Genomic DNA, 22,748 nt, shown 5'->3' with positions numbered 1-22,748 from the left:
GTCTATTGTACGGTGACTGTTCGCGCTTGTGAAATGAGATTGAATATGACTACACTCAATTCATCGAAAAACGTATAGGTTTTAAGTGATATGACAACAACGACAGAACAAAACCCCAGCCAACGTCCGAGTTTTATGATTGATGCATGGGACTTTTCCCAGCACCCAGCCGAACCTGTTCATCAAGATTTTCATGGTCGGCAAAACAGTTGGTTCCACTTTCAACGGGATATTGCCGATTTGGAGCAATGGTTGATTGCATCTGGCATTCCTGAGCCATTAATCGACGCTGTGATAGCAGAAGATACCCGGCCCCGTTATGAGCGAGTGGGGGAGGGGTATTTGCTGATTTTACGGACCGTCAACTTAGCCGAGGGTGCGGAACCTGAAGATATGCTGAGTTTGCGTGTGTTGTTTTACGGCGGCAATATTTTCAGCTTTCGCAAACGTCCGATTAAGTCGGTGGGAATTGTGCAAAAGCGTTTGGAAGAACGCCAAGGTCCTGAATCACTCCATGATTTTCTGGTGATGTTGATTGAGGAGATGAACAATCGTATTGAAGAGTTCATTGATGTGATTGAAGTAGAAATGGAAGCACTCGAAGATGACGATGAAGGAACCACGTCCAGTCGTCAGGCACAACTGACCAAACTACATCGGCGAATGCTGCGACTAACACGCTTTCTCCGCCCACAATTAACAGCGCTGGAGCGCATGGCCGCCGATGGCTCAAAATGGTTTGATGCAGAATTGATTCAGTGGTTACAGAACGAACGTGATTCGACACACCGTATCTTAGAGTCGCTCGATATGCTGTTGGAACAAGTGTGGATGCTACGTGAGCATTTACAGCAGCAGGTCGCGGAAAAAATGAATCGAAATACCTATTGGCTCTCGATGATCGCAGGAATTTTCCTCCCCATAAGTTTCTTAACCGGGTTATTCGGTATCAACATTGGGGGCATGCCCGGCGTTGAAGACGGCAATGCCTTCTGGATTTTTGTCTACGTGCTGTTAGGAATTGGGATTATCGAGTTTCTGTTATTACGCCGACTGCGATTCTGGTAGTGGGCTCACCACGGGTGGCTCGGTTTCAAAACCGGGCAACTCACAATGATCGGCGGCGAACACCACCAGGTGATCAAATTCAGGTCGTAAACCAATTTCCATACCCACCTGTAATTGCTCATGTGATGGGCTCAGGGTGAGGATCTCGATACCGGGACTCAGCTCAACGCTATAGAGGTTGTGCGCACCGCGGAAGCCTCTTGCCTTGATGACACCGCGTAAACGGCTGTTGTCATCAGGAACGATGTCATCCGGACGTACTAAAAAGCTGACCGGCGTGCCACCCACAATGTCTTTTAACGCCGAGTGTTCGAGCATACCCAATGGGGATGCGAGCGAACCGCTAGTATTCACTACGCCTTGTAATAACACTCCATGCCCAATGAAGTCGGCAACTAACTGATGTCGTGGTTGGTGATAGAGTTGGTATGGCGTTTCCCACTGCAAGAGTTCGCCCTGATACATGACACCAGCTTTGTCAGCCATAGCAAACGCTTCCTGCTGGTCATGCGTGACCAGTAACGCAGTAATCCCTTCTTGTTTCAATAGTTGACGCACTTCAACGGCGAGCTTTTCGCGTAGCTCAGCATCTAGACTTGAAAAAGGTTCATCCAGCAGTAATAAACTTGGCCTTGGTGCCAATGCACGTGCTAAAGCAATACGCTGCTGTTGGCCACCGGACAATTCGTGTGGATAACGCGCTTGATAACCGGGCAGACCAATGCGAACGAGCAGCTCATCGACCCGCTGATTTTTCTCGGCAGTGGTCGCTTTACGCATACCGAACGCGATATTTTCAGCAACGGTAAGGTGCGGGAACAGTGCGACATCTTGAAATACCATGCCAATACCGCGTGATTCCGGAGCGACAAGTGTTTGCGCAGCAGACATCACTTTGCTCGCGATGGTAATGGTGCCTTGGCGCAGCGGTTGAAAGCCAGCAATGCTGCGTAGCAAGGTTGTTTTGCCACAACCACTAGGCCCCAACAAACAGCCAATTTCACCGGCTTCCAGCAACAACGAGACGGACCGAACAATCGCGGTCTCACCAATATTCACGGTAATGTTATTAAGCTGTAACTGGGACAAACTCAGGCTCCTTGAGTGCAGGTCGCTGTGATTTTAACATGGCGCGCGACAACAGGATAACGGGGATCAGCCCGACTGCAACCATCATCAATGCCGGGGGACCCGCATCGGCGAGACGTTCGTCACCGGCCATTTCATAGGCTCGTACTGCTAGAGTGTTAAAATCAAACGGGCGCAAAACCAGCGTGGCAGGTAACTCTTTCAGCACATCGACACCCACTAAAATGGTGGCGGTGAGCACACTGGGGCGCAGCAGCGGAAGGTGAATTCGACGTAGTACTTGCCAACCACTGTAACCTTGAATACGTGCTGCCTCATCCATGCTCGGGCGAATTTCGGTCAAGCCCGCTTGGATAGTTTGCAGCGATACACTGAGAAAACGCACGGTGTAAGCGAATAATAAAGCAAACAGCGTACCACTCAGCAGTAACCCTGGATTGTAATCAAACCAGGCTTGGCTGAGGCCGATAATCCAGCGATCCACTACAATCAGTGGCACCATCAAACCCACGGCAATCACGAGTCCCGGAATGGCGTACCCCAAGCCGGCAAACTGCACGCTGAAGCGCACCATGGGTGTGGGCAATTGACGGCGACCATAAGCCAACCATAAAGCCAGCAGGACCACGATAACGGCAGCAATCACTGCGAGCATAAAACTATTGAATGCCAGTTGCCAAAACTCGGGTTGCAACCATACTTCAGCGCGTTCAATCGACCAGCCAATGAGCTGCAGAGCGGGTAGGGCGAAGCCGAGTAACAGTGGTAACCAGCAGGCTGTTGCGGCAGCAAAGGCACGCCAACCGCGTAACTGAAAAGGCAGAGCTTTGCGCTGATGCTTCTGATCATAGCGTGCCTGTTTGCGCGACCAACGCTCAAGGAACATCAACAACACGACGGCTAATAAGAGTAAACCAGCCAATTGAATAGCACCGGGGAGGTCACCAAGCCCGTACCAAGTCCGAAAAATACCTGTGGTGAACGTGGTGACGCCGAAATATTGCACCGTACCGTAATCGGCGAGGGTCTCCATCAGCGCGAGGGTGGTTCCGGTCACAATAGCGGGACGCGCCAACGGTAACGCCAGACGACGAAAGCATTGCCATGGGGTGAGGCCCAGACTTCGGCCGGCTTCGATGGTCGTCGCAGACTGCTGCAAGAAAGTCGCTCTGGTAATCAGATAAACGTAAGGAAAGAGTACTAGCGACAAGACGGTGATCGCGCCACCGAGACTGCGCACTTCTGGGAACCAGTAATCGCCATAACCCCAGCCGGTTAGGTCTCGTAACGCAGTTTGCACAGGACCTGCGAAATCAAACAGACCCGTGTAGGTATAGGCGGTGATGTAGGCGGGCATCGCCAGCGGCAATAAAAGTGCCCAAGTGAGTATCGAGCGGCCCGGAAACTCACAACAGGTGGTCAGCCATGCGGTCGTCACTCCAATGGACATCACACCAATGGCCACACCGATTAACAGCCAAACCGAGTGATTGATATACTCGGGAATCACGGTTTGCCAGAGGTGACTAAGCGTAGACCAGTCGCCACTCCACGGTAAGCTGAGGGTGTTGAACGCAATAATAAACAACGGCAGTCCAATCAGGACTGCCGTGATAAACAGACTGAGTTGTCTGAACCGCGAGTGTTCAGTCGAACTCATCTGCATGTTATCTCCAGCCTGCACGGTTCATCAGGCGCACAGCTTCGGCATTATTTTTACCGAGATACTCCATGGAGATATTATCCATTTTAAAGGTGCCCCATGATTGCAGTCGTTCGCTCCACTCGACACCTTCGACAGCTGGGTATTCATTATTGGTTGCTGCATACCACTCTTGCGCTGCGGGTGAGAGCAAGAAAGCGATGAGTTGCTGCGCTGCATCACGATTCTTGGCGTGTTTAGTAATACCGATACCGCTGACATTGACATGGGTACCGTTGCCATCTTGATCGGGCCAAAAGATTTTTACCTTCTCAGCGGCTTCACGCTGCGCATCATCATCCGATGTTTGCATCAGGCCAAAGTAATAGGTATTTGCGACAGCGAGATCACACACGCCTGCGGCAACCGCTGCGATTTGATCACGGTCACCACCGACAGGCGGTTTCGCTAAGTTAGAGACGAGACCAGTCGCCCATGTCTCTGTTTGTTCTTCACCCCAATGTTCAATCAAGGCTGCAGTCAGAGACTGGTTGTAAATATTATCTGACGAGCGGATACATATTTTATTGTCCCACTTGGGGTCAGCGAGGTCCGCGTAACCTGACAGTTCACTCGGGTCCACGCGGTCGATCGCATAGTAAATAGGACGTGCACGCAAGCTTAAACCGATCCAACTGGCGTCGGCACCGTGCAAATAGTCCGGCACTTGGCTTAACAATTCTGTTGACGTAATAGGTTGGAACACACCAGCTTCAGCGGCACGGTGCAAGTTACCTGCGTCCACAGTCAGAAATAGATCTGCAGGAGTGTTCTCGCCTTCGTTTTGCAGGCGCGCTAATAGTGCGTCGCCGCCGCCAGTCAGTAAGCGGACTTCAATACCAGTCTCGGCACTGAACTGATCTAACAAAGGTTTGATCAGTGCTTCTTTACGCGCGGAATACACATTTACTTCGGCAGCACTGGCTGCTGCGCTAGCAAGAGTTGCTGCGCCGACTACGGCAATCATGGCTTGGGTAAGTACAGAAAAACGCATTCTCGATACCTCTTTGAGCTGAATAGTGAAAATTATAACGAAGAATAAAACCAAATGATATTGATTCGCATTCGATCATGAGTATACTATGCCGTAAATGCGAATCATTATCAATAACAACTCAATCAATTCAGGAAAGGGTTACACTATGACTTTTCGGTTATCAGCAGTAGCAAGTGCTCTTACGCTTGCAGGAATTTTACCGATGATTGCTCAGACTGCATCAGCAGAAACGGCGGAAGCAGACTTAAGCGGATTGGAGAGAATCACGATTCTTGGCTCTGTTGCCGCAGTTGATGAACTGCCAGGTTCAGGTTATTACATGAATGCTGAAGAGTTAGCTCGATTTGATTTCACTGATATTCACCGTGCGTTAGCGCAAGTACCTGGAGTTTACGTGCTCGAGGAAGACGGGTACGGACTGCGAGCTAATATTGGTATGCGCGGCACAGGCACGTCGCGTTCTGACAAAATCACAGTGATGGAAGATGGTGTGTTGGCAGCTCCTGCGCCTTACGCGTCGCCAGCAGCATACTACTTCCCGACGTTTGGCCGTATTCAGGCATTGGAAGTCATTAAAGGTGGTGCCAGTGTTGCTTATGGACCGCGGACCACGGGTGGTGTCCTCAATTTGGTCTCTCGCGCAATTCCTACGACCGATATTGCCGGTCAATTACAAGCGGCTGCGGGTAGCGATGGCTATGGCAAAATGCACGGCTGGGTCGGTGGCAGCAGCGATCGCTTTGGTGCGGTGATTGAAGGCTATCGTCAGCAAGCTGATGGCTTCAAAGAATTGCCAAACGGCGCAGACACAGGCTTTTATAAGAATGATTTCTTAATGAAAGCAGCGGCCTTGTTGGATGCTGCTGGAAATCATCGTCTGCACATCAAATTAAAATATTCAGATGAAGAGTCTGATGAAACGTATTTGGGCCTGACTGCCGCCGACTACGAGGCGACACCGTATCGTCGCTATGGCGCGTCGCAATTGGACCAAATGACGACCGAACATCGTCAATATCAACTGGGTTACGATTGGACACTGCGCTCTGGCTCGACGTTGCGAGCAACGGCTTATCGGAATGAATTTGGTCGTAATTGGTATAAGGTCAGCAGTGTCAATGGTGAGAGCCTAGGTGGTGGTGCAGAAGCCATTGCGAGTGCGTTTGATGCTAATCCACAGGGTAATCTTGAGCTGAATGTCAAAGCGAATAATCGAACCTACGTCAGCGAGGGGGTTCAAGCACAGTTCGAGCAAGCGCTTGGCGCCCACCGACTGGTGGTCGGAGCTCGCGTGCATGAAGACGCGATGGACCGCTTCCAGTGGAATGACTTGTGGCAGCTCAATGCGAACTACAGCACACAACTGCTGAACGCCGGAGTGCCAGGTACTGATTCCAACCGAATTGATAGTGCTGAGGCAACTGCTGTATTCGGACAAGTGTTTCTCAATTTTGGTGACCTCAACATTGATGCCGGTTTGCGTTACGAAGACATCGATACCTTGCGCCGTGATTGGGGGAAAACCAATCCAGGCCGAGATACCACGCCCACCCAACGTGCTAATAGCACTAGTGAAGTACTCCCGGCCATTGGCCTGACGTATCGTCTCACTGACGGTCTAGTTCTTCTCGGTGGTGTGCAGAAGGGCTTCGCACCAGCAGCGCCAGGTAACACCGAGCAAGAAAACGAAGAATCAGTGAATTGGGAAGTGGGTGCGCGTTATCGGTCAGGTGCTGTAAGCGGCGAAGTCATTGGATTCCTCAGTGATTACGACAACATGCACGGCAATTGTACCGCAGCACAAGGCTGTGATTTGAATGCAATCGATACACAATTCAACGCTGGCGAAGTGCGTGTTCAAGGCCTCGAATTGTTGGGCGAATACGCTATTTCACTGGCACAAAGTGAGTTAGTTTTGGGCGCTTCTGCTACCTTTACCGATAGCGAATTTAAGAATAGCTTTAATTCAAACTTAGGTACTTGGGGCAGTGTTGCAGCCGGTGATGAACTGCCGTATCAAGCGGATACTCAGTACCAACTCAGTGCACGTTACTTGGTTGGTGCTTGGGAATTGAATGCGCAAGCTCGTTATGTTGGCGACATGCGGACGCAAGCGGGTCAAGGCGATCCTGATGCAGCGCAACGCATTGATGCACGCACGGTTGTCGACTTGACGCTAACCTACGCGATTGACCAGCAACAGCAAGTGCGTGCGGGAATTGATAATGCCTTCGATGAAACCTACATGGTGACGCGTACCAACGGCGGCATCCAAGTCGGAAAGCCGCGTACCGCCTTTGTTCAATATAATTATCGCTTCTAGAAAACTAGACGAAGCCACTCTGGGTAAGCTACCGTAGTAAGAACTTTTAGCTTATCCAGGGTGGAAATTCTATGTCGAACTTGTCAGCGCTGGCGCTCATTGGTGTGTTGTCGATTGTGTGTCAGTGGGGGGCTTGGCGACTCAAAATTCCCGCAATTTTACCGCTGCTGATTACTGGTTTAGTGATCGGTCCTTGGTTAGGCTTTCTCCAGCCTGATGCCGTATTCGGGGACATCTTGTTTCCGTTAGTTTCCCTATCTGTTGCGATTATCCTGTTTGAAGGCAGCTTAACCTTGCGTTTCGAGGAAATTCGGGGCCATGGGCGTATGGTGACGAACCTAGTCAGTATCGGGATGTTTATCACCTGGGTGCTGATTGCCGTGTCAGCTCACTTTTTGATGGGTTTTAATTGGGAGTTATCAGCGCTATTTGGGGCTTTGGTAGTAGTAACTGGACCCACCGTGATTCAGCCGATGTTGCGGTCCGTGAGGCCGTTGTCTCGACTCGCCAATATCCTGAAGTGGGAAGGTATCATTATTGACCCCATTGGAGCGTTGCTGGCGGTCTTGGTTTACGAGTTTATTATCGCCAGCCAAGGCGCAGGTTGGATGCAAGCACTGCAGGCATTCGGAATTACCATTGGTGTGGGCTTTGCGGTTGGCTATGCAGCCGCCAAGATCCTTGCGCGTGCCTTGATGAAGGGCTGGTTCCCGCATTATTTGAGTAATGTTGCTACCTTAGCAGTGGTCTTGGGTGTATTTGCCCTATCGAACGCTCTGCAGCATGAATCTGGGCTGCTCACTGTAACCGTTATGGGTATGGTGATGGCGAATACGCGGGGGCTCAATCTCGATGACATTCTTGAGTTTAAAGAGACCCTTAGCGTACTGCTGATTTCCGGTCTGTTTATTATTTTAGCGGCTCGAATCGACGCTGCAGCGTTTGACCAATTGGGACTCCCTGCGGTTTTGTTGTTGGCCGTGATCATCTTTGTGGTACGTCCCATTGCGGTCTGGGTTTCCAGCATCGGCACACAGTTGAACGTCAAAGAAAAAATCTTACTCAGCTGGATAGCTCCACGCGGTATTGTTGCGGCTGCCGTCTCGGCATTATTTGCACTTAAAATGCAGCAGCAGGGATGGGAAGGAGCTGACTTGTTGGTGCCACTGGTATTCGTGGTGATACTTAGTACCGTTGTATTACAAAGTTTGACAGCGAAACCTTTAGCGCACGCGCTTACGTTGCGTGAGCCACCGGCGAAGGGTTTCCTAATTTTCGGAGCCAACCCAACGTCACGGCTGATTGCTAAGGCACTGAAAGAGCATGACATTCCAGTGCTGCTTGCAGACACCAACTGGGAACACATTAAACAGGCGCGCATGGAAGGACTACCGGTGTACTTTGGTAATCCAACCTCTGAGCATGCCGAAACACACATGGATATGACGGGGATAGGACGCGTGTTGATCTTATCGCCCTATAAACAACTCAATCCGGTGGTGGCATTGCACTTTATGGATTGGTTTGAGAGTGCCAAGATTCTCGGTTTGAACAGCACCGAGCATGATGCATCGGCGCGCAACCAGTTGTCGGAAAGCTATCGTGAGCGGTTAAAATTATTCGGTAAAGGAGTCACTTTTTCGAAGCTAGCGAGCTTGACGTTCCAAGGCGCTCAAGTAAAAACGACCGCGCTTACCGATACCTTTGACTATACCGATTACCAAGAGCGGTACGGCAATCGAGCTATTCCATTGTTTGCTTTTGATGAGCGCGATATTTGTCATGTCTTCACAAGTGATCAGACATTTACACCTAAAGCAGGTTGGGAAGTAGTTGCGCTCGTTTCTGAGGCTGGCCCGGATACCGTCAGTGCCGCTGAGGACGAGGATAACGCGGCTAGCTGAGTAGTTTAAAAGCGCAGCTCGTAACTGAGCTGCGCGTTAAATCCAGAATCACCACCGTTCCAGTCCGTTTCCCAGCGCTCCAGGGTCAAACCCACTAAGCCATTTCCGAGTGGACGCTTATGCGTCAGCGCGAGTTGACTCGTGGCTGCAGTTAACGGTGCAAAACGGTCTGTTTGCTGAGCGATAGTAAAAGGCGTATCACTGGCATCGAAATCACGCACAGTCAGCTCCCAATGTTCACCTTGCAGGTTAGTTGCACGCAGTCCTGCACTGATTGCAGTGGCGTCGTTAGCGGCTAATCGTCCTAGCGGCCGGCCTAGGTGATGGTTCAACTGGAAGAAGCCCGCACGGTCTAACTCGTCGCCAGCACTGATCTCAGCATAGGCCCGAAATTGATATCCACCCCACATTTGGTGAGCACTAACTCCCGCTAGCCACATGCTTGAACTATTTTCTAAATCAGCGCCAAGCTCTGCATAGAGAGCGGCACTCGTTTGTGAGCCGAGTACGATACCTAATCGACCATCGGCGCTCAATGCATGCCAACGTTCATCGGCTGCGAGGTAAGGGTTGGCCGCGCTATCCAACGAACTCATGACATGGGTCAGACCGAACTGCAGGGAACCATCCGACTGAAATGAAATTCGATTGGCCCAAACAGGCTCGTTGTAGTCATCGCCAAAACTGCTGCGGGCGCCAATAAAAGACTGAAAATGAAACTGACTGAGCGCACCGATAATCCGATCGGACTGATAACTAATTCGAAATTTCGGCAGCGGGCGAGCCGCGTCGGACAACAGCAGGCTATGGTCACTGGCGACGCCCCACTGTGTTGATAGCGTATCAATACCAACAGTGAGACCGTCAAATCGCCACGCGAGATACGACTCATCGAGACCATAATCTTCATCATCGATGGCATCTAACCGGGCCTGAACGCTGATTCGTGCTGCAAAATCACCATCGGTGTAGGCATGTGCAAGCTGCAATTCGGCCCGCTGATGGGTACTGCATTGATGCCGTGGATACTGCTCATCGTCCTGACTATTGGCCACCAGCTTTAATTGCGTGTTCGCGGCATCGCGAGCAGCAGTCTGTAAACGAGCTTGAATCAAGAACACAGCGTCACGTTCGGCAGCATTAAGGCGGTCAACATCCAGTAACTCTAGGTCACGAGCAAGTGCTCGCCACGATAACGGATAGCTGGTGGTCGATGTTCGCAACTTCCCAGCATTAGCCAGCAACTCGATCCGATCCAACAACGGACTGTCAGACCGCTCCACCCATACATTCGCGGATATCGCTACAGATGCGACGGTAAACGCTAATGCACAGCAGGAGGGGAGGACGAAACGGCCGAAAGTAGTCATGCAAAACCCACAATTATCAAGAGTGCGTATGAGTATACTGCAATGTCTCAAGAAATAAATGCCTAGCTTTTCCGAACAAAAAAAGACAATAAATTAACTTATTCTTTAGTAGCTTAGGCTTATGTTTATAAATTGTAATTGAACTATTAAAATCTGTGCGATAGACTCTAAACAAGGAATTGGAAGTACTCATACGGATTGCGGTACTTCAAACGAACAGGGATGTTCGTACCCAACCTCCAGTGACCAGTAAATAGTGAACAGTGAAACGAAAAACGCTGTTCGAATACTGGCTCACTATCCCAGTCTTTCTCTTTTCTATTCACTGTTCACCGTTCACCAGTCTCTTTTCTGTTCTCTTTTCTATTCACTATTCACCGTTCACCAGTCTCTTTTTTGTTCTCTTTTCTGTTCACTATTCACCGTTCACCAGTCTTTTTGTTTATACTAGTCCCACTTCGTTCATATTGTTTATGGGTTGCCCACATGCGTTGTTCGGTATTCGTATTGATTCTTTTATTGGCAGGTTGTCAGCCTGCGGCAGAGCCCGAGGATACGAGTGCGCAGGCGCAATTGACTGAGCTCGATCAGCAACAGCTGCCGACTGCGCAATGGCAGTTAACTGCGGATACACTGCAATTGAGTTTTTGTCGTAGTCGAACCAATGAAGCTTTGTTGGCATCATCTGAAGAACTGAATCGTTGGCGGTTGGTGGCTGAAGCCTCTGCATTCCCGCGACAACGTCAAGAAGGGATTGAAGCGCTGGCGATTTTCGCTCGTGACTACAACATTTATTTGTATCAAGAATGGGGTACGGTCAGTTCACAATTGTATCGCATTGCCTATCGCACCAATGAAACAGCTCCCAATGTGTTTAATGCGCTGGCGCGGATTGGCCGTGATCGCGCGATTTGTTTTAGCAGTCTTGATCAAAGTATGGGTCCGGAGTAGCTCATGACATTAGCAACCCAGATCGAAACCAAATTACGAGAAGCCTTGGCGCCTTCGGTGTTAGAGGTTATCAATGAGAGTCACATGCATGGAACCGCGAGTTCGGACTCCCATTATAAATTAGTGATTGTCAGTGCAGAGTTCGATGGACAACGTTTATTGCAACGCCACCGGCGTGTAAATAAGTTGCTCGCTGCCGAATTAGCAGGCGAATTGCATGCATTGGCATTACATTTGTATAGCCCAACGGAGTGGCAGCAACTGCAACAAGTACCTGATTCACCAGCGTGCCGCGGTGGTAGTCAACAGCCATAGTCAGCCAACTACTCAGATGTCTTTCTACAGAGAGGTCGGGTACACTGCGATGCATTCAATAAAAGTAAGAATAGGTAGGTTGAGACAACTATGGTTATTCACCCAAAGATTCGTGGATTTATTTGTACAAACGCGCACCCCGTAGGCTGCGCGGCTCACGTTCAGCAACAAATTGACTTCATTCAGCAACAACCCAAAATCGAAGCCGTTCCGCAACGCGTGCTGGTGATCGGTTGTTCGACTGGTTATGGATTAGCTACACGCATCGCGACCGCTTTCGGTGCTGGCGCGAAAACCATCGGCGTCTGTTTTGAAAAAGAGCCGACTGAAAAGCGTACCGGAACCGCTGGTTGGTATAACACCGCAGCGTTTCATGAAGCAGCACAGGCGGCTGGTTTGTATGCGAAGTCGTTTAACGGCGATGCTTTCTCGAATGAAATGAAGGCTGAGGTGATCGAGCAAATTAAAGAGGATTTTGGCCAAGTGGACTTGGTGGTTTACTCACTAGCATCGCCCAAGCGCAAAGATCCAAACTCAGATCAGGTGTTTAGCTCAACATTAAAACCTGTTGGACAGGCATACACAACCAAGACTTATGATACTGATCGCGATGAAGTCAAAGAGATTTCACTCGAACCAGCTAATGACGACGAAATTGCGCAAACCATTAAAGTGATGGGTGGCGAAGACTGGGAGCTCTGGCTCGATGCTTTAAATCAAGCTGGCGTATTGGCACCAAACTGCAAAACCACGGCGTATACCTATATTGGTAAAGAGTTAACCTGGCCGATTTATGGTCATGCCACTATTGGTAAAGCGAAGGAAGACTTGGATCGCGCTGCAGCAGCCATGCGTGCTCGTTATACCAATCTGAATTTAGAAGCCTATGTATCGTCTCTGAAAGCACTAGTGACGCAGGCGAGTTCAGCTATTCCGGTCATGCCACTCTATATTTCGCTGATTTATGGCGTGATGAAAGAAGAAGGCACACACGAAGGCTGTATTGAGCAAATTTATCGGTTGTTGACCGAAGGTTTATATGCTGCCAATCCGAAGCTGGATGAGGCCGGACGGTTGCGTATGGATGGCAAAGAAACTAACGATGCAACGCAAGCGAAAATCAAAGCATTGTGGGATCAAGTCAACCAAGACAATTTCCATCAGTTAGCGGATTACGAAGGCTACCACAGTGATTTCTTGAAATTATTTGGCTTTGGTATTGCTGGCGTTGACTACGATGCCGACGTCGACCCAGTTGTGAGCTGGTCATAAATTCGTCACTATCGTAAAGCAAACTGAACAAAGCCGACGCTCAACCAAGCATCGGCTTTTTTTATGCGGTCTGCGTTGAGATTATGAACAGAGAATAACCCTAGTGATTTGCTGGAATTTTTGTCCTTCGTAGGTGGCAAGGAGGTCAATAAAAGTGTTAAAATCCCCGCCCTAGGTGAATGCGAGCAAGTTTTCTATTTGATTTATCAGGTTTTCAGTGACTTCACTGATTGAGATTAATCTTCCCTAACGAGTAGTGCAAACGCGTATGATTACGATCAAGAAAGGGCTGGATATCCCGCTGCAGGGATCGCCCCAGCAGACTATCGAAGACGGCCATGCCGTCAAGACCGTTGCCGTACTGGGTGAAGAGTATGTTGGCATGCGTCCGACCATGCAGGTGAAAGCCGATGATCGGGTGAAGAAAGGCCAAGTACTGTTCGAAGATAAAAAGAACCCAGGGGTTAAATTCACTGCACCTGCAAGTGGTGTCGTCAAAGACGTCATGCGTGGTGCAAAACGAGTATTGCAAGCTGTCGTCATTGAAGTAGACGGCACTGAGCAAGAGACGTTTGCGCAGCACGAGAGCAGCAAGTTAGCCTCGTTAGGCCGAGACCAAGTGGTTGAGCAACTCAACGACGCTGGTCAGTGGGTCGCACTTCGTACGCGCCCGTTCAGCCGCTCGCCAGCATTGGATGCAAAACCAGCTGCGATTTTTGTCAACGCCATGGATACCAATCCATTAGCGGCTGACCCAGCGGTCATCATTGCAGAGCATAAGCAGGCATTTATTGACGGCTTGAACGTGCTTACCAATCTTACTGAAGGCAAAGTGTTTGTTGTGAAAGCGGCAGATGCAGAAGTAGATACGGGTGATGCAAAGGTTCAACTGGAAAGTTTTGCAGGTGTGCATCCAGCAGGTCTGGTCGGCACGCATATGCACTTCCTGTCGCCAGTATCGATGGCCAAGCGTGCTTGGCATATCGGTTATCAAGACGTGATCGCCTACGGTAAGTTATTCACGACCGGTGAAATCTTCACTGACCGTGTTGTTGCTGTTGGCGGACCCGGTGTCAAAAATCCGCGTTTGTTGCGCACCCAATTGGGCGCAAACTTGCGTGAACTAACCCAAGGTGAACTTGCCGAAGGCAAACAACGTATCGTATCAGGATCGGTTCTGAATGGTCACAAAGCTGACGATGCCCACCAATGGTTAGGTCGCTTCCATGTGCAGGTTAGTGTACTGCCGGAAGGTGACAACAAAGAATTCCTCGGCTGGATCAAGCCAGGTGTGAATCAACACTCCGTTACGCGTGCATTTGCAGGCCATTTGAGCCCGAGCAAAAAATTCGCCATGACAACATCAACGAATGGTTCTGATCGCGCCATGGTGCCAATTGGTAACTACGAGCGTGTTATGCCGTTAGATATCTTACCAACTATTTTACTGCGAGATATTCTCTCCGGTGATTCTGAGCAAGCGCAAAAACTCGGTTGCTTGGAGTTGGACGAAGAAGATTTGGCCCTCTGTACTTATGTTTGCCCTGGCAAGTACGAGTACGGTCCGGTTCTGCGTAACATGTTGACCGAAATAGAGAAAGAGGGTTAATCATGAGCTTAAAAAACTATATTGAGCGCATTGAACCGAACTTTGAAAAAGGCGGGAAGTATGAAAAGTGGTACGCCCTTTATGAGGCTGTCGCCACTATTCTCTATACGCCGGGCAAAGTAACGAAAAGCATGACGCACGTTCGCGACAACGTTGATTTGAAGCGGATTATGATTTTGGTGTGGATGATGACATTCCCAGCCATGTTCTGGGGTATGTACAACGTCGGTAACCAAGCGTCGATGGCATTAGTCAATGGCTATGAGCTAGCAGACATTTGGCAAGTAGGTTTATTCCAAATGCTGGGCGGTGATTTAAGCGCTGCTGGTTGGGCTGGAAAACTACTCTACGGTGCCTGTTTCTTCGTTCCTGTTTATGCCACAACCTTTCTGGTTGGCGGTTTCTGGGAAGTCTTGTTTGCTTCCATCCGCAAACACGAAATCAATGAAGGTTTCTTCGTTACTTCTGTACTGTTCGCATTGACCCTGCCAGCGACCATTCCTTTATGGCAAGTCGCCTTAGGTATCTCGTTTGGTGTGGTCATTGGTAAAGAAGTATTCGGCGGTACTGGCCGTAACTTCTTAAACCCAGCCTTGACCGGTCGTGCATTCCTGTACTTTGCATTCCCAGCCACTATTTCTGGCGACCAAGTGTGGACTGCGGTCGACGGGTTCTCGGGTGCAACGCTGTTAGGTCAAGCTGCAACTGGTACCAACTACTTTGCTGACACGGCTCTCTGGTGGGACGCATTCTTAGGTAACATTCAAGGCTCTATGGGTGAAGTATCAACCCTGATGATCTTGATTGGTGGACTCGCCTTGATCTATTTCCGCATCGCTTCATGGCGCATCGTCAGTGGTGTGTTTGGCGGTATGGTTGCGTTGTCGTTGCTATTCAATGCCATCGGCAGTGATACCAACACCATGTTCATGATGCCGTGGTACTGGCACCTGGTCGTTGGTGGTTTCGCTTTCGGTATGATGTTTATGGCGACCGATCCAGTATCAGCCTCGTTCACCAACAAAGGTAAGTTTGCCTACGGATTTTTGATTGGTGCGATGACGGTATTGATTCGTGTCGTGAACCCGGCATACCCAGAAGGTATTATGCTCGCGATTCTATTTGCGAACGTATTTGCGCCACTGTTCGACCACTTTGTAGTTCAAGCGAACATCAAGCGGAGGCTAGCACGAAATGTCTAAGAAGAACGAATCGCTCGGCAAAACGTTATTTGTCGTTGTTGCGCTCTGTCTGGTGTGTTCAATCATCGTTGCTGGTGCAGCGGTTGGTTTGAAACCTTTGCAGGTGAAAAATGCTGCTTTAGACATGCAACGTAACGTGCTCGACGCAGCCGGTTTATTAGAACCAACGACGGATGTTGTTGCTGTCTTTAATGACCGCGTTGACACGCGTTTAGTGAATCTCAATACGCTTGAGTTTGTTGAGCAAGTCGACGGTAAAAATCCAACGGACTATGATCCGATCGCGTCTGCGAAAAAAGCAGGTCTCGGTACCAAGCTTGAGAAGTCTAATGACGTGGCTGGTATTGGTTCGCGTGAAAACGTGACCAAAGTCTACTTCATCAACAATGCTCAAGATCAACTCGAAACGGTCGTTTTATTCATTCGTGGTTATGGCCTGTGGGGCACCATGTATGGATTGCTGGCGCTCGAGCCAGACATGAACACCATTCGTGGTATCAACTTCTACCAGCATAACGAAACCCCTGGACTGGGTGGTGAAATCCAAAATCCACAGTGGGTTGCTAGCTGGCAAGGTAAAGAAGTGTACGGCGACGAAATGGAAACTGTGCAAATTGATGTGACTAAAAATGTGACCGACAAAGCGCACGATGTGGACGCTTTGTCTGGCGCGACGTTGACCAGTAATGGTGTTGAAAACACTTTCCAATATTGGTTTAGCGATGCGGCCTATGGTCCGTTACTGGAAAAAATTCGCAAAGGGGAGCTGAATAATGGCTAGTGCAAAAGAAGTGAAAGAAGTCCTATTTGGACCGATTTTTGCCAATAACCCAATTGCGCTACAAATCCTCGGTATTTGTTCAGCGTTGGCGGTCACGTCGAAAATGGAAAATACAGTGGTTATGTGTCTTGCACTGACCTTTGTAACCGCGTTTTCGAACTTGTTTATTTCGATTATCCGTAATCACATTCCTTCGAGTGTGCGGATTATCGTACAAATGACCATCATCGCGAGTTTGGTTATCGTTGTAGACGAAATTCTGCGAGCTTATGCATACAGTATTGCGAAAGAGCTGTCGGTGTTTGTCGGCTTGATTATCACGAACTGTATCGTTATGGGTCGTGCTGAAGCTTACGCAATGAAGAGCACACCAGGGCTGTCTTTCTTAGATGGTATTGGTAACGGTTTAGGGTACTCAGTGGTACTTCTGACCGTTGGTTTTATCCGTGAACTCTTCGGCTCAGGCAGTTTGTTCGGTTACCAGATCTTGGCGCTCGCGTCAGAGGGTGGTTGGTACCAGCCAATCGGACTCTTGGTATTACCACCAAGCGCGTTCTTTATTATCGGTGGCTTTATTTGGGTACTGCGTACCTTCCGCACCGAGCAAGTAGAGCCTAAGGAATAAGGAGCCGATCATGGAAGCTTATGTAAGTTTATTTATTAAAGCGATTTTCGTTGAAAACTTGGCTCTATCGTTCTTCCTCGGTATGTGTACGTTTCTGGCAGTATCGAAGAAAGTGACGACAGCCTTTGGTCTCGGTGTTGCGGTTATCGTAGTACTGGGTATCTCAGTGCCAGTGAACAACTTGGTGTACCACAATATTTTGGCGCCAGGTGCGTTGACGTGGGCTGGTTTCCCAGATGCCGACCTGAGTTTTTTACGTTTCTTAACGTTCATCGGTGTTATTGCAGCGTTGGTGCAAATTCTTGAGATGGCCCTCGATAAATATGTACCTGCTCTTTACAACGCGTTAGGTATCTTCCTGCCGTTGATTACAGTGAACTGCGCTATCTTTGGTGGAGTTGCGTTCATGGTTGAACGTGATTACACCTTTGGTGAAAGTGTGGTCTACGGTATCGGCAGCGGTATCGGCTGGGCGCTAGCGATTGTAGCCCTTGCAGCTGTGCGTGAAAAACTAAAATATTCAGACGTACCGGATGGTTTACGTGGACTTGGTATCACGTTTATTTCAGTGGGTCTTATTGGCTTGGGCTTTATGTCGTTTTCTGGCGTATCCCTATAAGCACCGGTAACGGTTGAAACGGATTAACGAGAGGTAATAGTCGATGCAAGGGCAAGAGTTAGTACTCATTGGACTCGGCGTAGGCATGTTTACCTTGATCGTATTAATTTTGGTAGCAGTCATTATGGCGGCGAAGTCGAAATTGGTACCTCAGGGTGATGTCGAGATTTTGATTAATGACGACGCAGATAAGAAAATCACCACGCAACCAGGCACAAAGCTTCTGGGTGCACTTGCGAATGCGGGGATCTTTGTATCGTCAGCATGTGGCGGTGGTGGTTCTTGCGGCCAGTGTCGTGTGGTCATCAAAGAGGGTGGTGGTGAAATTCTGCCAACTGAGCGCGACCATATTAACCGTAAAGAAGCTCGCGAAGGCTGTCGTTTATCGTGTCAGGTAAACGTGAAACAGAATATGAAAATTGAATTACCTGAAGAGGTGTTCGGTATTCGTAAGTGGGATTGTACGGTCAAGTCAAATGACAACGTCGCAACCTTTATTAAAGAGTTTGTGGTGCAACTTCCAGAAGGCGAAGATGTTCCATTCCGTGCTGGTGGTTATATTCAAATTGAAGCGCCACCCCATCACGTGAAATATAAAGACTTTGATATCGCAGACCGTTTCCGCGGTGATTGGGAGCGCTTTGGCTTCTTCGATGTCGAATCAAAAGTCGATGAAGAAGTGATTCGTGCGTACTCAATGGCGAACTACCCAGAAGAGAAAGGCATCATCATGTTGAATGTGCGGATTGCAACGCCGCCACCAAACAACTTGAGCCTACCTGCAGGTAAAATGTCTTCGTACATCTTTAGCTTGAAGCCAGGTGACAAAGTTACCATTTCAGGTCCATTTGGTGAATTCTATGCCAAAGAAACCGAAGCAGAGATGGTCTTTGTCGGTGGTGGTGCTGGCATGGCACCAATGCGTTCGCACATTTTCGACCAACTGCGTCGAATCAACACCAATCGCAAAATGTCATTCTGGTACGGTGCGCGCTCGAAGAAAGAAATGTTCTACGTTGAAGACTTCGATATGTTGGCCCGCGAAAATGACAACTTTGATTGGCATGTGGCATTATCCGATCCGCAACCGGAAGATAATTGGGAAGGCGATACAGGCTTCATCCATAACGTGTTGTACGAAAATTATCTGAAGGACCACGAAGCTCCGGAAGATTGTGAGTTCTACATGTGTGGACCGCCGATGATGAACGCAGCAGTCATCAAGTTGTTGAAAGACCTTGGCGTTGAAGACGAAAACATCATGTTGGATGACTTTGGTGGTTAAACGCTGATGCAAAAGACACTAATGTCGAATGCTCGAATCTGGCTAGCCCTTGTAGGGCTGGCCTTTTTCGTTTCATGTACTCATGCTCCGCAACAACTGTCAGTTACGGGCGAAACGATGGGAACCACCTACTCAATTCGCTATGTGACGGCGAATCCCAAATATGATCCTGAATGGATCAAAGAGCGAGTAGATGGTGTGTTGGAGCAAGTAAACAGCCAAATGTCGACGTATGACCCTGAGTCTGAGTTGTCGTTATTTAACGCGAAGCAGACGACCGAGCCTGTGGTCATTTCACGTGCATTAGAAGTCGTTGTGCGACGCTCGATTGAAATTGCCGAAGAAACGGGCGGTGTACTGGACGTCACTGTCGGGCCTTTGGTCAACTTATGGGGTTTTGGCCCAGATGGTCGACCGGTAGATATTCCGACACCCGCTGCCATTAAAGATGTGCAAGATCAGGTCGGTTATCAACTTTTACACGTCGATAATCACCAGTTACGGAAAGATGTTCCAGATCTCTATGTCGACTTGTCGACCATCGCGAAAGGTTATGGTGTTGATCGGGTTGCTGTGCTTTTAGAACAAATGGAAATTCATAATTACCTGGTCGAAATTGGTGGCGAAATGCGCACCAAGGGTCAAAAGCCCGGTGACGAACCGTGGCGTATTGCGATTGAAAAGCCGATTTCGACGGAACGAGCTGTACAACGTATTGTCGAACCAGGTGATGCAGGTATCGCGACGTCAGGTGATTACCGCAACTATTACGAAGAAGATGGTCGGCGGTTATCGCATTTGATTGATCCGCGTACAGGGTATCCTATTCAACACAATTTAGTGTCAGTTACCGTACTTGCAACTACCGCTATGGACGCGGATGCATATGCGACTGCGTTATCTGTTATGGGTACCGAAGAGGCTCTCGCTTTTGCTGAGAGCAAAGGATTAGCTGTGTTATTGGTTACTCGAGAAGAAGGTAACTTTAAGGAAGTAACAAGCTCCGCCTTTGAACCTTACTTGGTCCAATAAGAAACTGCTCGACAATTTATAGTCAGGAGGTCCGCATGGGATTATTTTTAGCCGTTTTCGCCATCTTTTTGGTGGTGGTGTTAGCCATGTCGGTTGGCTTTATAGTGCAACGCAAAACAATTTCTGGAAGCTGCGGCGGCATTGGCGCTTTGGGCATGGAAAAGGCCTGTGATTGCGATGAGCCATGCGATGAACGCAAAGCGCGGATGGCAAAAGAAGAGCAGTGGCAGCAAAACCGCATCAAATAAAGTGAACAGTAAATAGGGAACCGTGAACAAGGACAGGGAATAGGGAATAGAACACCCTAAAAGGTATCAGTTGGTATTATCTTAGTTTTTCTGTTTTAGGTTTTCTGTTATCTATTCACTTTTCACTGTTCACTAAGATTTCCCAGTAGAGGAGCTCGATGGTTACCCCCGTTCAGATTCGTCCCAAGACGGCCGAGATATACCTCGACTGTAACGCTACTACTCCGGTGCTGCCGCGCATTGCTAATGCTGTTGAGCACGTTATGGCGCATGTATTCGGTAACCCCAGTAGTAGCCATATCACCGGCCTGCAAGCACGTTATATTTTGGACGATACGAGACGCCTCGGCCGTGAAGTCGTGGGTGCTGGACAGGGCCATCTGATCTTCACCAGTGGTGCTACCGAAGGTATTCAAACAGCGGTGCTCTCTGCACTGCAGGCAAGTCAGCAAGAATCACAACCAAAACGCTGGTTACTGTACGGAGCCACCGAACACAAAGCGGTGCCGCAAGCACTTGAGCATTGGCGCACCATACTAGATGTGCCCGCGGAGCTCAAAGCTATTCCGGTCGACGCTAATGGTCTACTCGATTACGACTTTATTGCCGAACACGTTGCTGACGCAGCCATGATCTGCACTATGGCTGTGAATAATGAGACCGGAGTTCAGCAAAATCTGGAAACGTTGGAGCGTGTGATTCGCGGTAACAATCCGACTATTCCATGGATGGTCGACTGCGTGCAGGCGCTGGGCAAGCAAGCGTTGCGCTTGTCATCTACGAGTATCGATTACGCGCCATTTAGCGGCCATAAGTTATACGGCCCAAAGGGGATTGGCTTTTTATACGTGCGCTCTGGTGCCGCGTTTACGCCGCTGATTATTGGCGGTGGCCAAGAACAAGGACTAAGATCGGGGACTGAAAACTTGCCGGGTATTGCAGCTTTGCATGCATTGTTTGAAGTACTGCTAGAAACCGATGAGAAAACATTCCACCAGCATGCTGTGTTGGTCAATTATCGGGATCAATTATTAGCCGCACTACGTGAGGCCTTCCCGACTCTTGAATTAAACCATGCCCTCGAACACTCAGTCCCGACCACGCTAAACTTTTCCGTACGAGGCGTACCGTCACGGGACATTATGGATGTGTTTGATGCAGCCAATATTCGTGTGAGCTCTGGGTCCGCCTGTAGTTCGAAAGTTCCACGCAGCTTTGTTCTAGATGCTATGGGGCTCGAAGATTGGCGTTCACAATCCGCGATTCGGTTATCTTTTGGCCCAGCCACCTCCGCCGAAACAATAACGTCGGCTTGCGAACGAATTAAGGACGCCGCGCGAGCGCTGCGGCAGTCTTGTCTATTGGTGGCAGATACCAATGAAGACATCGATTCTGAGCTCGACGGCTTAGTGCAACTCCGTTTTGATAATCAGTGTTGTTACTTAGTCATTGATCGCAGCGCGCGTGAAATGGCGGTGATTGACCCGTTGCCCGAGTTAGCCGAGCGCATAGAAAAGCTCGTCGCGTGTCAGCATTACCGCGTGAAGGCCGTGTTAACGACTGCGCCTCATGCAGCGTCAAGTCCCGCCGCTATGTTGGCGCAATTACTGTGTGCCAGCGGTTGTGATGCTGCCCGAGATGCTGTTGGCTGGCCGTTTCATGCCACGTTGATGACCTGTAGTCCGCCGGTCGAATGTGAGTTGCCGGTGGAAGGCTGTTTACTGGTTGGGAATCGCCGACTATACCGAGTAGGCTCACGCCAACCGACTTATTTACTCAGTTCACCCATTGCACCTGGGGCAAAAGCCCATGTCGATTTTGCGTTTATTGGTGAGCAAGCGAACGCCGAGTTGTTAAGCAAACTAGTTCACGAGCAAACGTTGTTATGTCCGTATGCTGACGAGGATTTTGCTGTGGCATTTCGAATTGGTGAACTAACGCAACAGCAGCCATGCTGCGAGTTAGTGGATATTGCGTTGGAAGAGCAGCAAAGCTGGTTACAACGCCCTGAAACTTTGGTGGTTGACGTGCGTGAGCAACAAGAGCATCAAGTCAACCCGCTGAATTTACCTGCAGCGATTGTGAACGTGCCACTGACCCGTCTCACTCAATTTATCTATGATCATCGTCACGACTATGAACAGCGTCCGATAGTCTGTCTGTGTCGCTCCGGGCATCGGAGCGCGGTCGCAGCGCAAGTACTGAGTCGACACGGGTTCTGCCAAGTGAGCCATCTCACTGGTGGAACAGCGCTGCTTAGTGAACAGTGAACAGTAAACAGTAAATAGTGAAAGGTGAACACAACTGACCAAAACTAGAGATATGACGTCAATTTTTTGGTCTTTGGTGTTTAGTC

19 protein-coding genes are annotated in these 22,748 nt (G+C 49.3%); 15 read left to right on the top strand and 4 right to left on the bottom strand.

Going from position 1 to position 22,748, the window contains the following annotated elements; translation table 11 throughout:
* The first annotated feature begins 90 nt into the window (after positions 1-90).
* On the top strand, positions 91-1,068 hold the full coding sequence (locus ACN0S4_RS02585) for a zinc transporter ZntB (protein WP_417656156.1): 978 nt from the start codon (positions 91-93) through the stop codon (positions 1,066-1,068).
* On the opposite strand, the gene ACN0S4_RS02580 is transcribed toward ACN0S4_RS02585, so the two are convergent.
* From ACN0S4_RS02580 to ACN0S4_RS02570, 3 genes are read right to left on the bottom strand one after another with little or no spacing between them, the layout of a single operon-like run.
* On the bottom strand, positions 1,045-2,157 hold the full coding sequence (locus tag ACN0S4_RS02580; RefSeq protein WP_417656155.1) for an ABC transporter ATP-binding protein: 1,113 nt from the start codon (positions 2,155-2,157) through the stop codon (positions 1,045-1,047). The genes ACN0S4_RS02585 and ACN0S4_RS02580 overlap by 24 nt on opposite strands.
* Positions 2,138-3,817, bottom strand: a complete 1,680-nt coding sequence (locus tag ACN0S4_RS02575) for an ABC transporter permease (RefSeq protein WP_417656553.1) — start codon at positions 3,815-3,817, stop codon at positions 2,138-2,140. Before ACN0S4_RS02575 ends, ACN0S4_RS02580 begins: the two co-directional genes overlap by 20 nt.
* Before the next feature lie 7 nt (positions 3,818-3,824).
* On the bottom strand, positions 3,825-4,853 hold the full coding sequence (locus tag ACN0S4_RS02570) for a Fe(3+) ABC transporter substrate-binding protein (RefSeq protein WP_417656154.1): 1,029 nt from the start codon (positions 4,851-4,853) through the stop codon (positions 3,825-3,827).
* A gap of 148 nt (positions 4,854-5,001) precedes the next feature.
* Here ACN0S4_RS02570 and ACN0S4_RS02565 point away from each other — a divergent pair, with 148 nt between their 5' ends.
* Both ACN0S4_RS02565 and ACN0S4_RS02560 read left to right on the top strand, forming a co-directional pair.
* Complete coding sequence (locus tag ACN0S4_RS02565) at positions 5,002-7,179, top strand: TonB-dependent receptor family protein (RefSeq protein WP_417656153.1); 2,178 nt, start codon at positions 5,002-5,004, stop codon at positions 7,177-7,179.
* A 71-nt stretch (positions 7,180-7,250) separates the two neighbouring features.
* Positions 7,251-9,083 carry a cation:proton antiporter gene (locus ACN0S4_RS02560; protein ID WP_417656152.1) on the top strand — a complete coding sequence of 611 codons (1,833 nt, stop codon included), beginning with the start codon at positions 7,251-7,253 and terminating at the stop codon, positions 9,081-9,083.
* A 5-nt stretch (positions 9,084-9,088) separates the two neighbouring features.
* Here ACN0S4_RS02560 and ACN0S4_RS02555 read toward each other — a convergent pair whose 3' ends face one another.
* Positions 9,089-10,453 (bottom strand): capsule assembly Wzi family protein, encoded by a 1,365-nt coding sequence (locus ACN0S4_RS02555; RefSeq protein ID WP_417656151.1) that lies wholly within the window; start codon positions 10,451-10,453, stop codon positions 9,089-9,091.
* 486 nt (positions 10,454-10,939) lie between these two features.
* Here ACN0S4_RS02555 and ACN0S4_RS02550 point away from each other — a divergent pair, with 486 nt between their 5' ends.
* The 12 genes from ACN0S4_RS02550 to ACN0S4_RS02495 all read left to right on the top strand — a co-directional run bounded on the left by ACN0S4_RS02550 (position 10,940) and on the right by ACN0S4_RS02495 (position 22,662).
* Positions 10,940-11,404, top strand: coding sequence for a hypothetical protein (locus tag ACN0S4_RS02550; protein ID WP_417656150.1), 465 nt, complete (start codon positions 10,940-10,942; stop codon positions 11,402-11,404).
* A 3-nt stretch (positions 11,405-11,407) separates the two neighbouring features.
* Positions 11,408-11,719, top strand: a complete 312-nt coding sequence (locus ACN0S4_RS02545) for a BolA family protein (RefSeq protein ID WP_417656149.1) — start codon at positions 11,408-11,410, stop codon at positions 11,717-11,719.
* 90 nt (positions 11,720-11,809) lie between these two features.
* Positions 11,810-12,991: an enoyl-ACP reductase FabV gene (gene fabV / locus ACN0S4_RS02540; protein ID WP_417656148.1), complete on the top strand. Its 1,182-nt coding sequence runs from the start codon at positions 11,810-11,812 to the stop codon at positions 12,989-12,991.
* A 268-nt stretch (positions 12,992-13,259) separates the two neighbouring features.
* On the top strand, positions 13,260-14,600 hold the full coding sequence (locus ACN0S4_RS02535; RefSeq protein ID WP_417656147.1) for a Na(+)-translocating NADH-quinone reductase subunit A: 1,341 nt from the start codon (positions 13,260-13,262) through the stop codon (positions 14,598-14,600).
* A 2-nt stretch (positions 14,601-14,602) separates the two neighbouring features.
* Complete coding sequence (locus ACN0S4_RS02530) at positions 14,603-15,802, top strand: NADH:ubiquinone reductase (Na(+)-transporting) subunit B (protein ID WP_417656146.1); 1,200 nt, start codon at positions 14,603-14,605, stop codon at positions 15,800-15,802.
* Complete coding sequence (locus ACN0S4_RS02525) at positions 15,795-16,583, top strand: Na(+)-translocating NADH-quinone reductase subunit C (protein ID WP_417656145.1); 789 nt, start codon at positions 15,795-15,797, stop codon at positions 16,581-16,583. The genes ACN0S4_RS02530 and ACN0S4_RS02525 overlap by 8 nt, the downstream gene beginning before the upstream one ends.
* Positions 16,576-17,208: an NADH:ubiquinone reductase (Na(+)-transporting) subunit D gene (locus ACN0S4_RS02520; protein WP_417656144.1), complete on the top strand. Its 633-nt coding sequence runs from the start codon at positions 16,576-16,578 to the stop codon at positions 17,206-17,208. The genes ACN0S4_RS02525 and ACN0S4_RS02520 overlap by 8 nt, the downstream gene beginning before the upstream one ends.
* Before the next feature lie 10 nt (positions 17,209-17,218).
* Positions 17,219-17,827, top strand: a complete 609-nt coding sequence (gene nqrE, locus ACN0S4_RS02515; RefSeq protein ID WP_417656143.1) for an NADH:ubiquinone reductase (Na(+)-transporting) subunit E — start codon at positions 17,219-17,221, stop codon at positions 17,825-17,827.
* A 43-nt stretch (positions 17,828-17,870) separates the two neighbouring features.
* Positions 17,871-19,112, top strand: coding sequence for an NADH:ubiquinone reductase (Na(+)-transporting) subunit F (gene nqrF, locus ACN0S4_RS02510; RefSeq protein WP_417656142.1), 1,242 nt, complete (start codon positions 17,871-17,873; stop codon positions 19,110-19,112).
* Between the two features lie 6 nt (positions 19,113-19,118).
* Positions 19,119-20,144: an FAD:protein FMN transferase gene (locus ACN0S4_RS02505; RefSeq protein WP_417656141.1), complete on the top strand. Its 1,026-nt coding sequence runs from the start codon at positions 19,119-19,121 to the stop codon at positions 20,142-20,144.
* 35 nt (positions 20,145-20,179) lie between these two features.
* The gene (nqrM, locus tag ACN0S4_RS02500) at positions 20,180-20,392 is read left to right on the top strand and encodes a (Na+)-NQR maturation NqrM (protein WP_417656140.1); all 213 of its coding nucleotides are present in this window, start codon (positions 20,180-20,182) and stop codon (positions 20,390-20,392) included.
* A 158-nt stretch (positions 20,393-20,550) separates the two neighbouring features.
* Positions 20,551-22,662, top strand: coding sequence for an aminotransferase class V-fold PLP-dependent enzyme (locus ACN0S4_RS02495; RefSeq protein WP_417656139.1), 2,112 nt, complete (start codon positions 20,551-20,553; stop codon positions 22,660-22,662).
* Positions 22,663-22,748: the final 86 nt, after the last annotated feature.

Source organism: Pseudidiomarina aestuarii (genome assembly GCF_048263735.1).
Classification (GTDB): domain Bacteria; phylum Pseudomonadota; class Gammaproteobacteria; order Enterobacterales; family Alteromonadaceae; genus Pseudidiomarina; species Pseudidiomarina aestuarii_B.
This window is presented reverse-complemented; position numbering and strand designations above follow the sequence as displayed.

What these genes read in the sequence shown, in the direction of transcription:
- ACN0S4_RS02585 (WP_417656156.1), top strand. Translation starts at nt 91, where the DNA reads ATGACAACAACGACAGAACAAAACCCCAGCCAACGTCCGAGTTTTATG.
- ACN0S4_RS02575 (WP_417656553.1), bottom strand. Translation starts at nt 3,817, where the DNA reads ATGAGTTCGACTGAACACTCGCGGTTCAGACAACTCAGTCTGTTTATC.
- ACN0S4_RS02570 (WP_417656154.1), bottom strand. Translation starts at nt 4,853, where the DNA reads ATGCGTTTTTCTGTACTTACCCAAGCCATGATTGCCGTAGTCGGCGCA.
- ACN0S4_RS02565 (WP_417656153.1), top strand. Translation starts at nt 5,002, where the DNA reads ATGACTTTTCGGTTATCAGCAGTAGCAAGTGCTCTTACGCTTGCAGGA.
- ACN0S4_RS02560 (WP_417656152.1), top strand. Translation starts at nt 7,251, where the DNA reads ATGTCGAACTTGTCAGCGCTGGCGCTCATTGGTGTGTTGTCGATTGTG.
- ACN0S4_RS02555 (WP_417656151.1), bottom strand. Translation starts at nt 10,453, where the DNA reads ATGACTACTTTCGGCCGTTTCGTCCTCCCCTCCTGCTGTGCATTAGCG.
- ACN0S4_RS02550 (WP_417656150.1), top strand. Translation starts at nt 10,940, where the DNA reads ATGCGTTGTTCGGTATTCGTATTGATTCTTTTATTGGCAGGTTGTCAG.
- ACN0S4_RS02545 (WP_417656149.1), top strand. Translation starts at nt 11,408, where the DNA reads ATGACATTAGCAACCCAGATCGAAACCAAATTACGAGAAGCCTTGGCG.
- fabV (WP_417656148.1), top strand. Translation starts at nt 11,810, where the DNA reads ATGGTTATTCACCCAAAGATTCGTGGATTTATTTGTACAAACGCGCAC.
- ACN0S4_RS02535 (WP_417656147.1), top strand. Translation starts at nt 13,260, where the DNA reads ATGATTACGATCAAGAAAGGGCTGGATATCCCGCTGCAGGGATCGCCC.
- ACN0S4_RS02530 (WP_417656146.1), top strand. Translation starts at nt 14,603, where the DNA reads ATGAGCTTAAAAAACTATATTGAGCGCATTGAACCGAACTTTGAAAAA.
- ACN0S4_RS02525 (WP_417656145.1), top strand. Translation starts at nt 15,795, where the DNA reads ATGTCTAAGAAGAACGAATCGCTCGGCAAAACGTTATTTGTCGTTGTT.
- ACN0S4_RS02520 (WP_417656144.1), top strand. Translation starts at nt 16,576, where the DNA reads ATGGCTAGTGCAAAAGAAGTGAAAGAAGTCCTATTTGGACCGATTTTT.
- nqrE (WP_417656143.1), top strand. Translation starts at nt 17,219, where the DNA reads ATGGAAGCTTATGTAAGTTTATTTATTAAAGCGATTTTCGTTGAAAAC.
- nqrF (WP_417656142.1), top strand. Translation starts at nt 17,871, where the DNA reads ATGCAAGGGCAAGAGTTAGTACTCATTGGACTCGGCGTAGGCATGTTT.
- ACN0S4_RS02505 (WP_417656141.1), top strand. Translation starts at nt 19,119, where the DNA reads ATGCAAAAGACACTAATGTCGAATGCTCGAATCTGGCTAGCCCTTGTA.
- nqrM (WP_417656140.1), top strand. Translation starts at nt 20,180, where the DNA reads ATGGGATTATTTTTAGCCGTTTTCGCCATCTTTTTGGTGGTGGTGTTA.
- ACN0S4_RS02495 (WP_417656139.1), top strand. Translation starts at nt 20,551, where the DNA reads ATGGTTACCCCCGTTCAGATTCGTCCCAAGACGGCCGAGATATACCTC.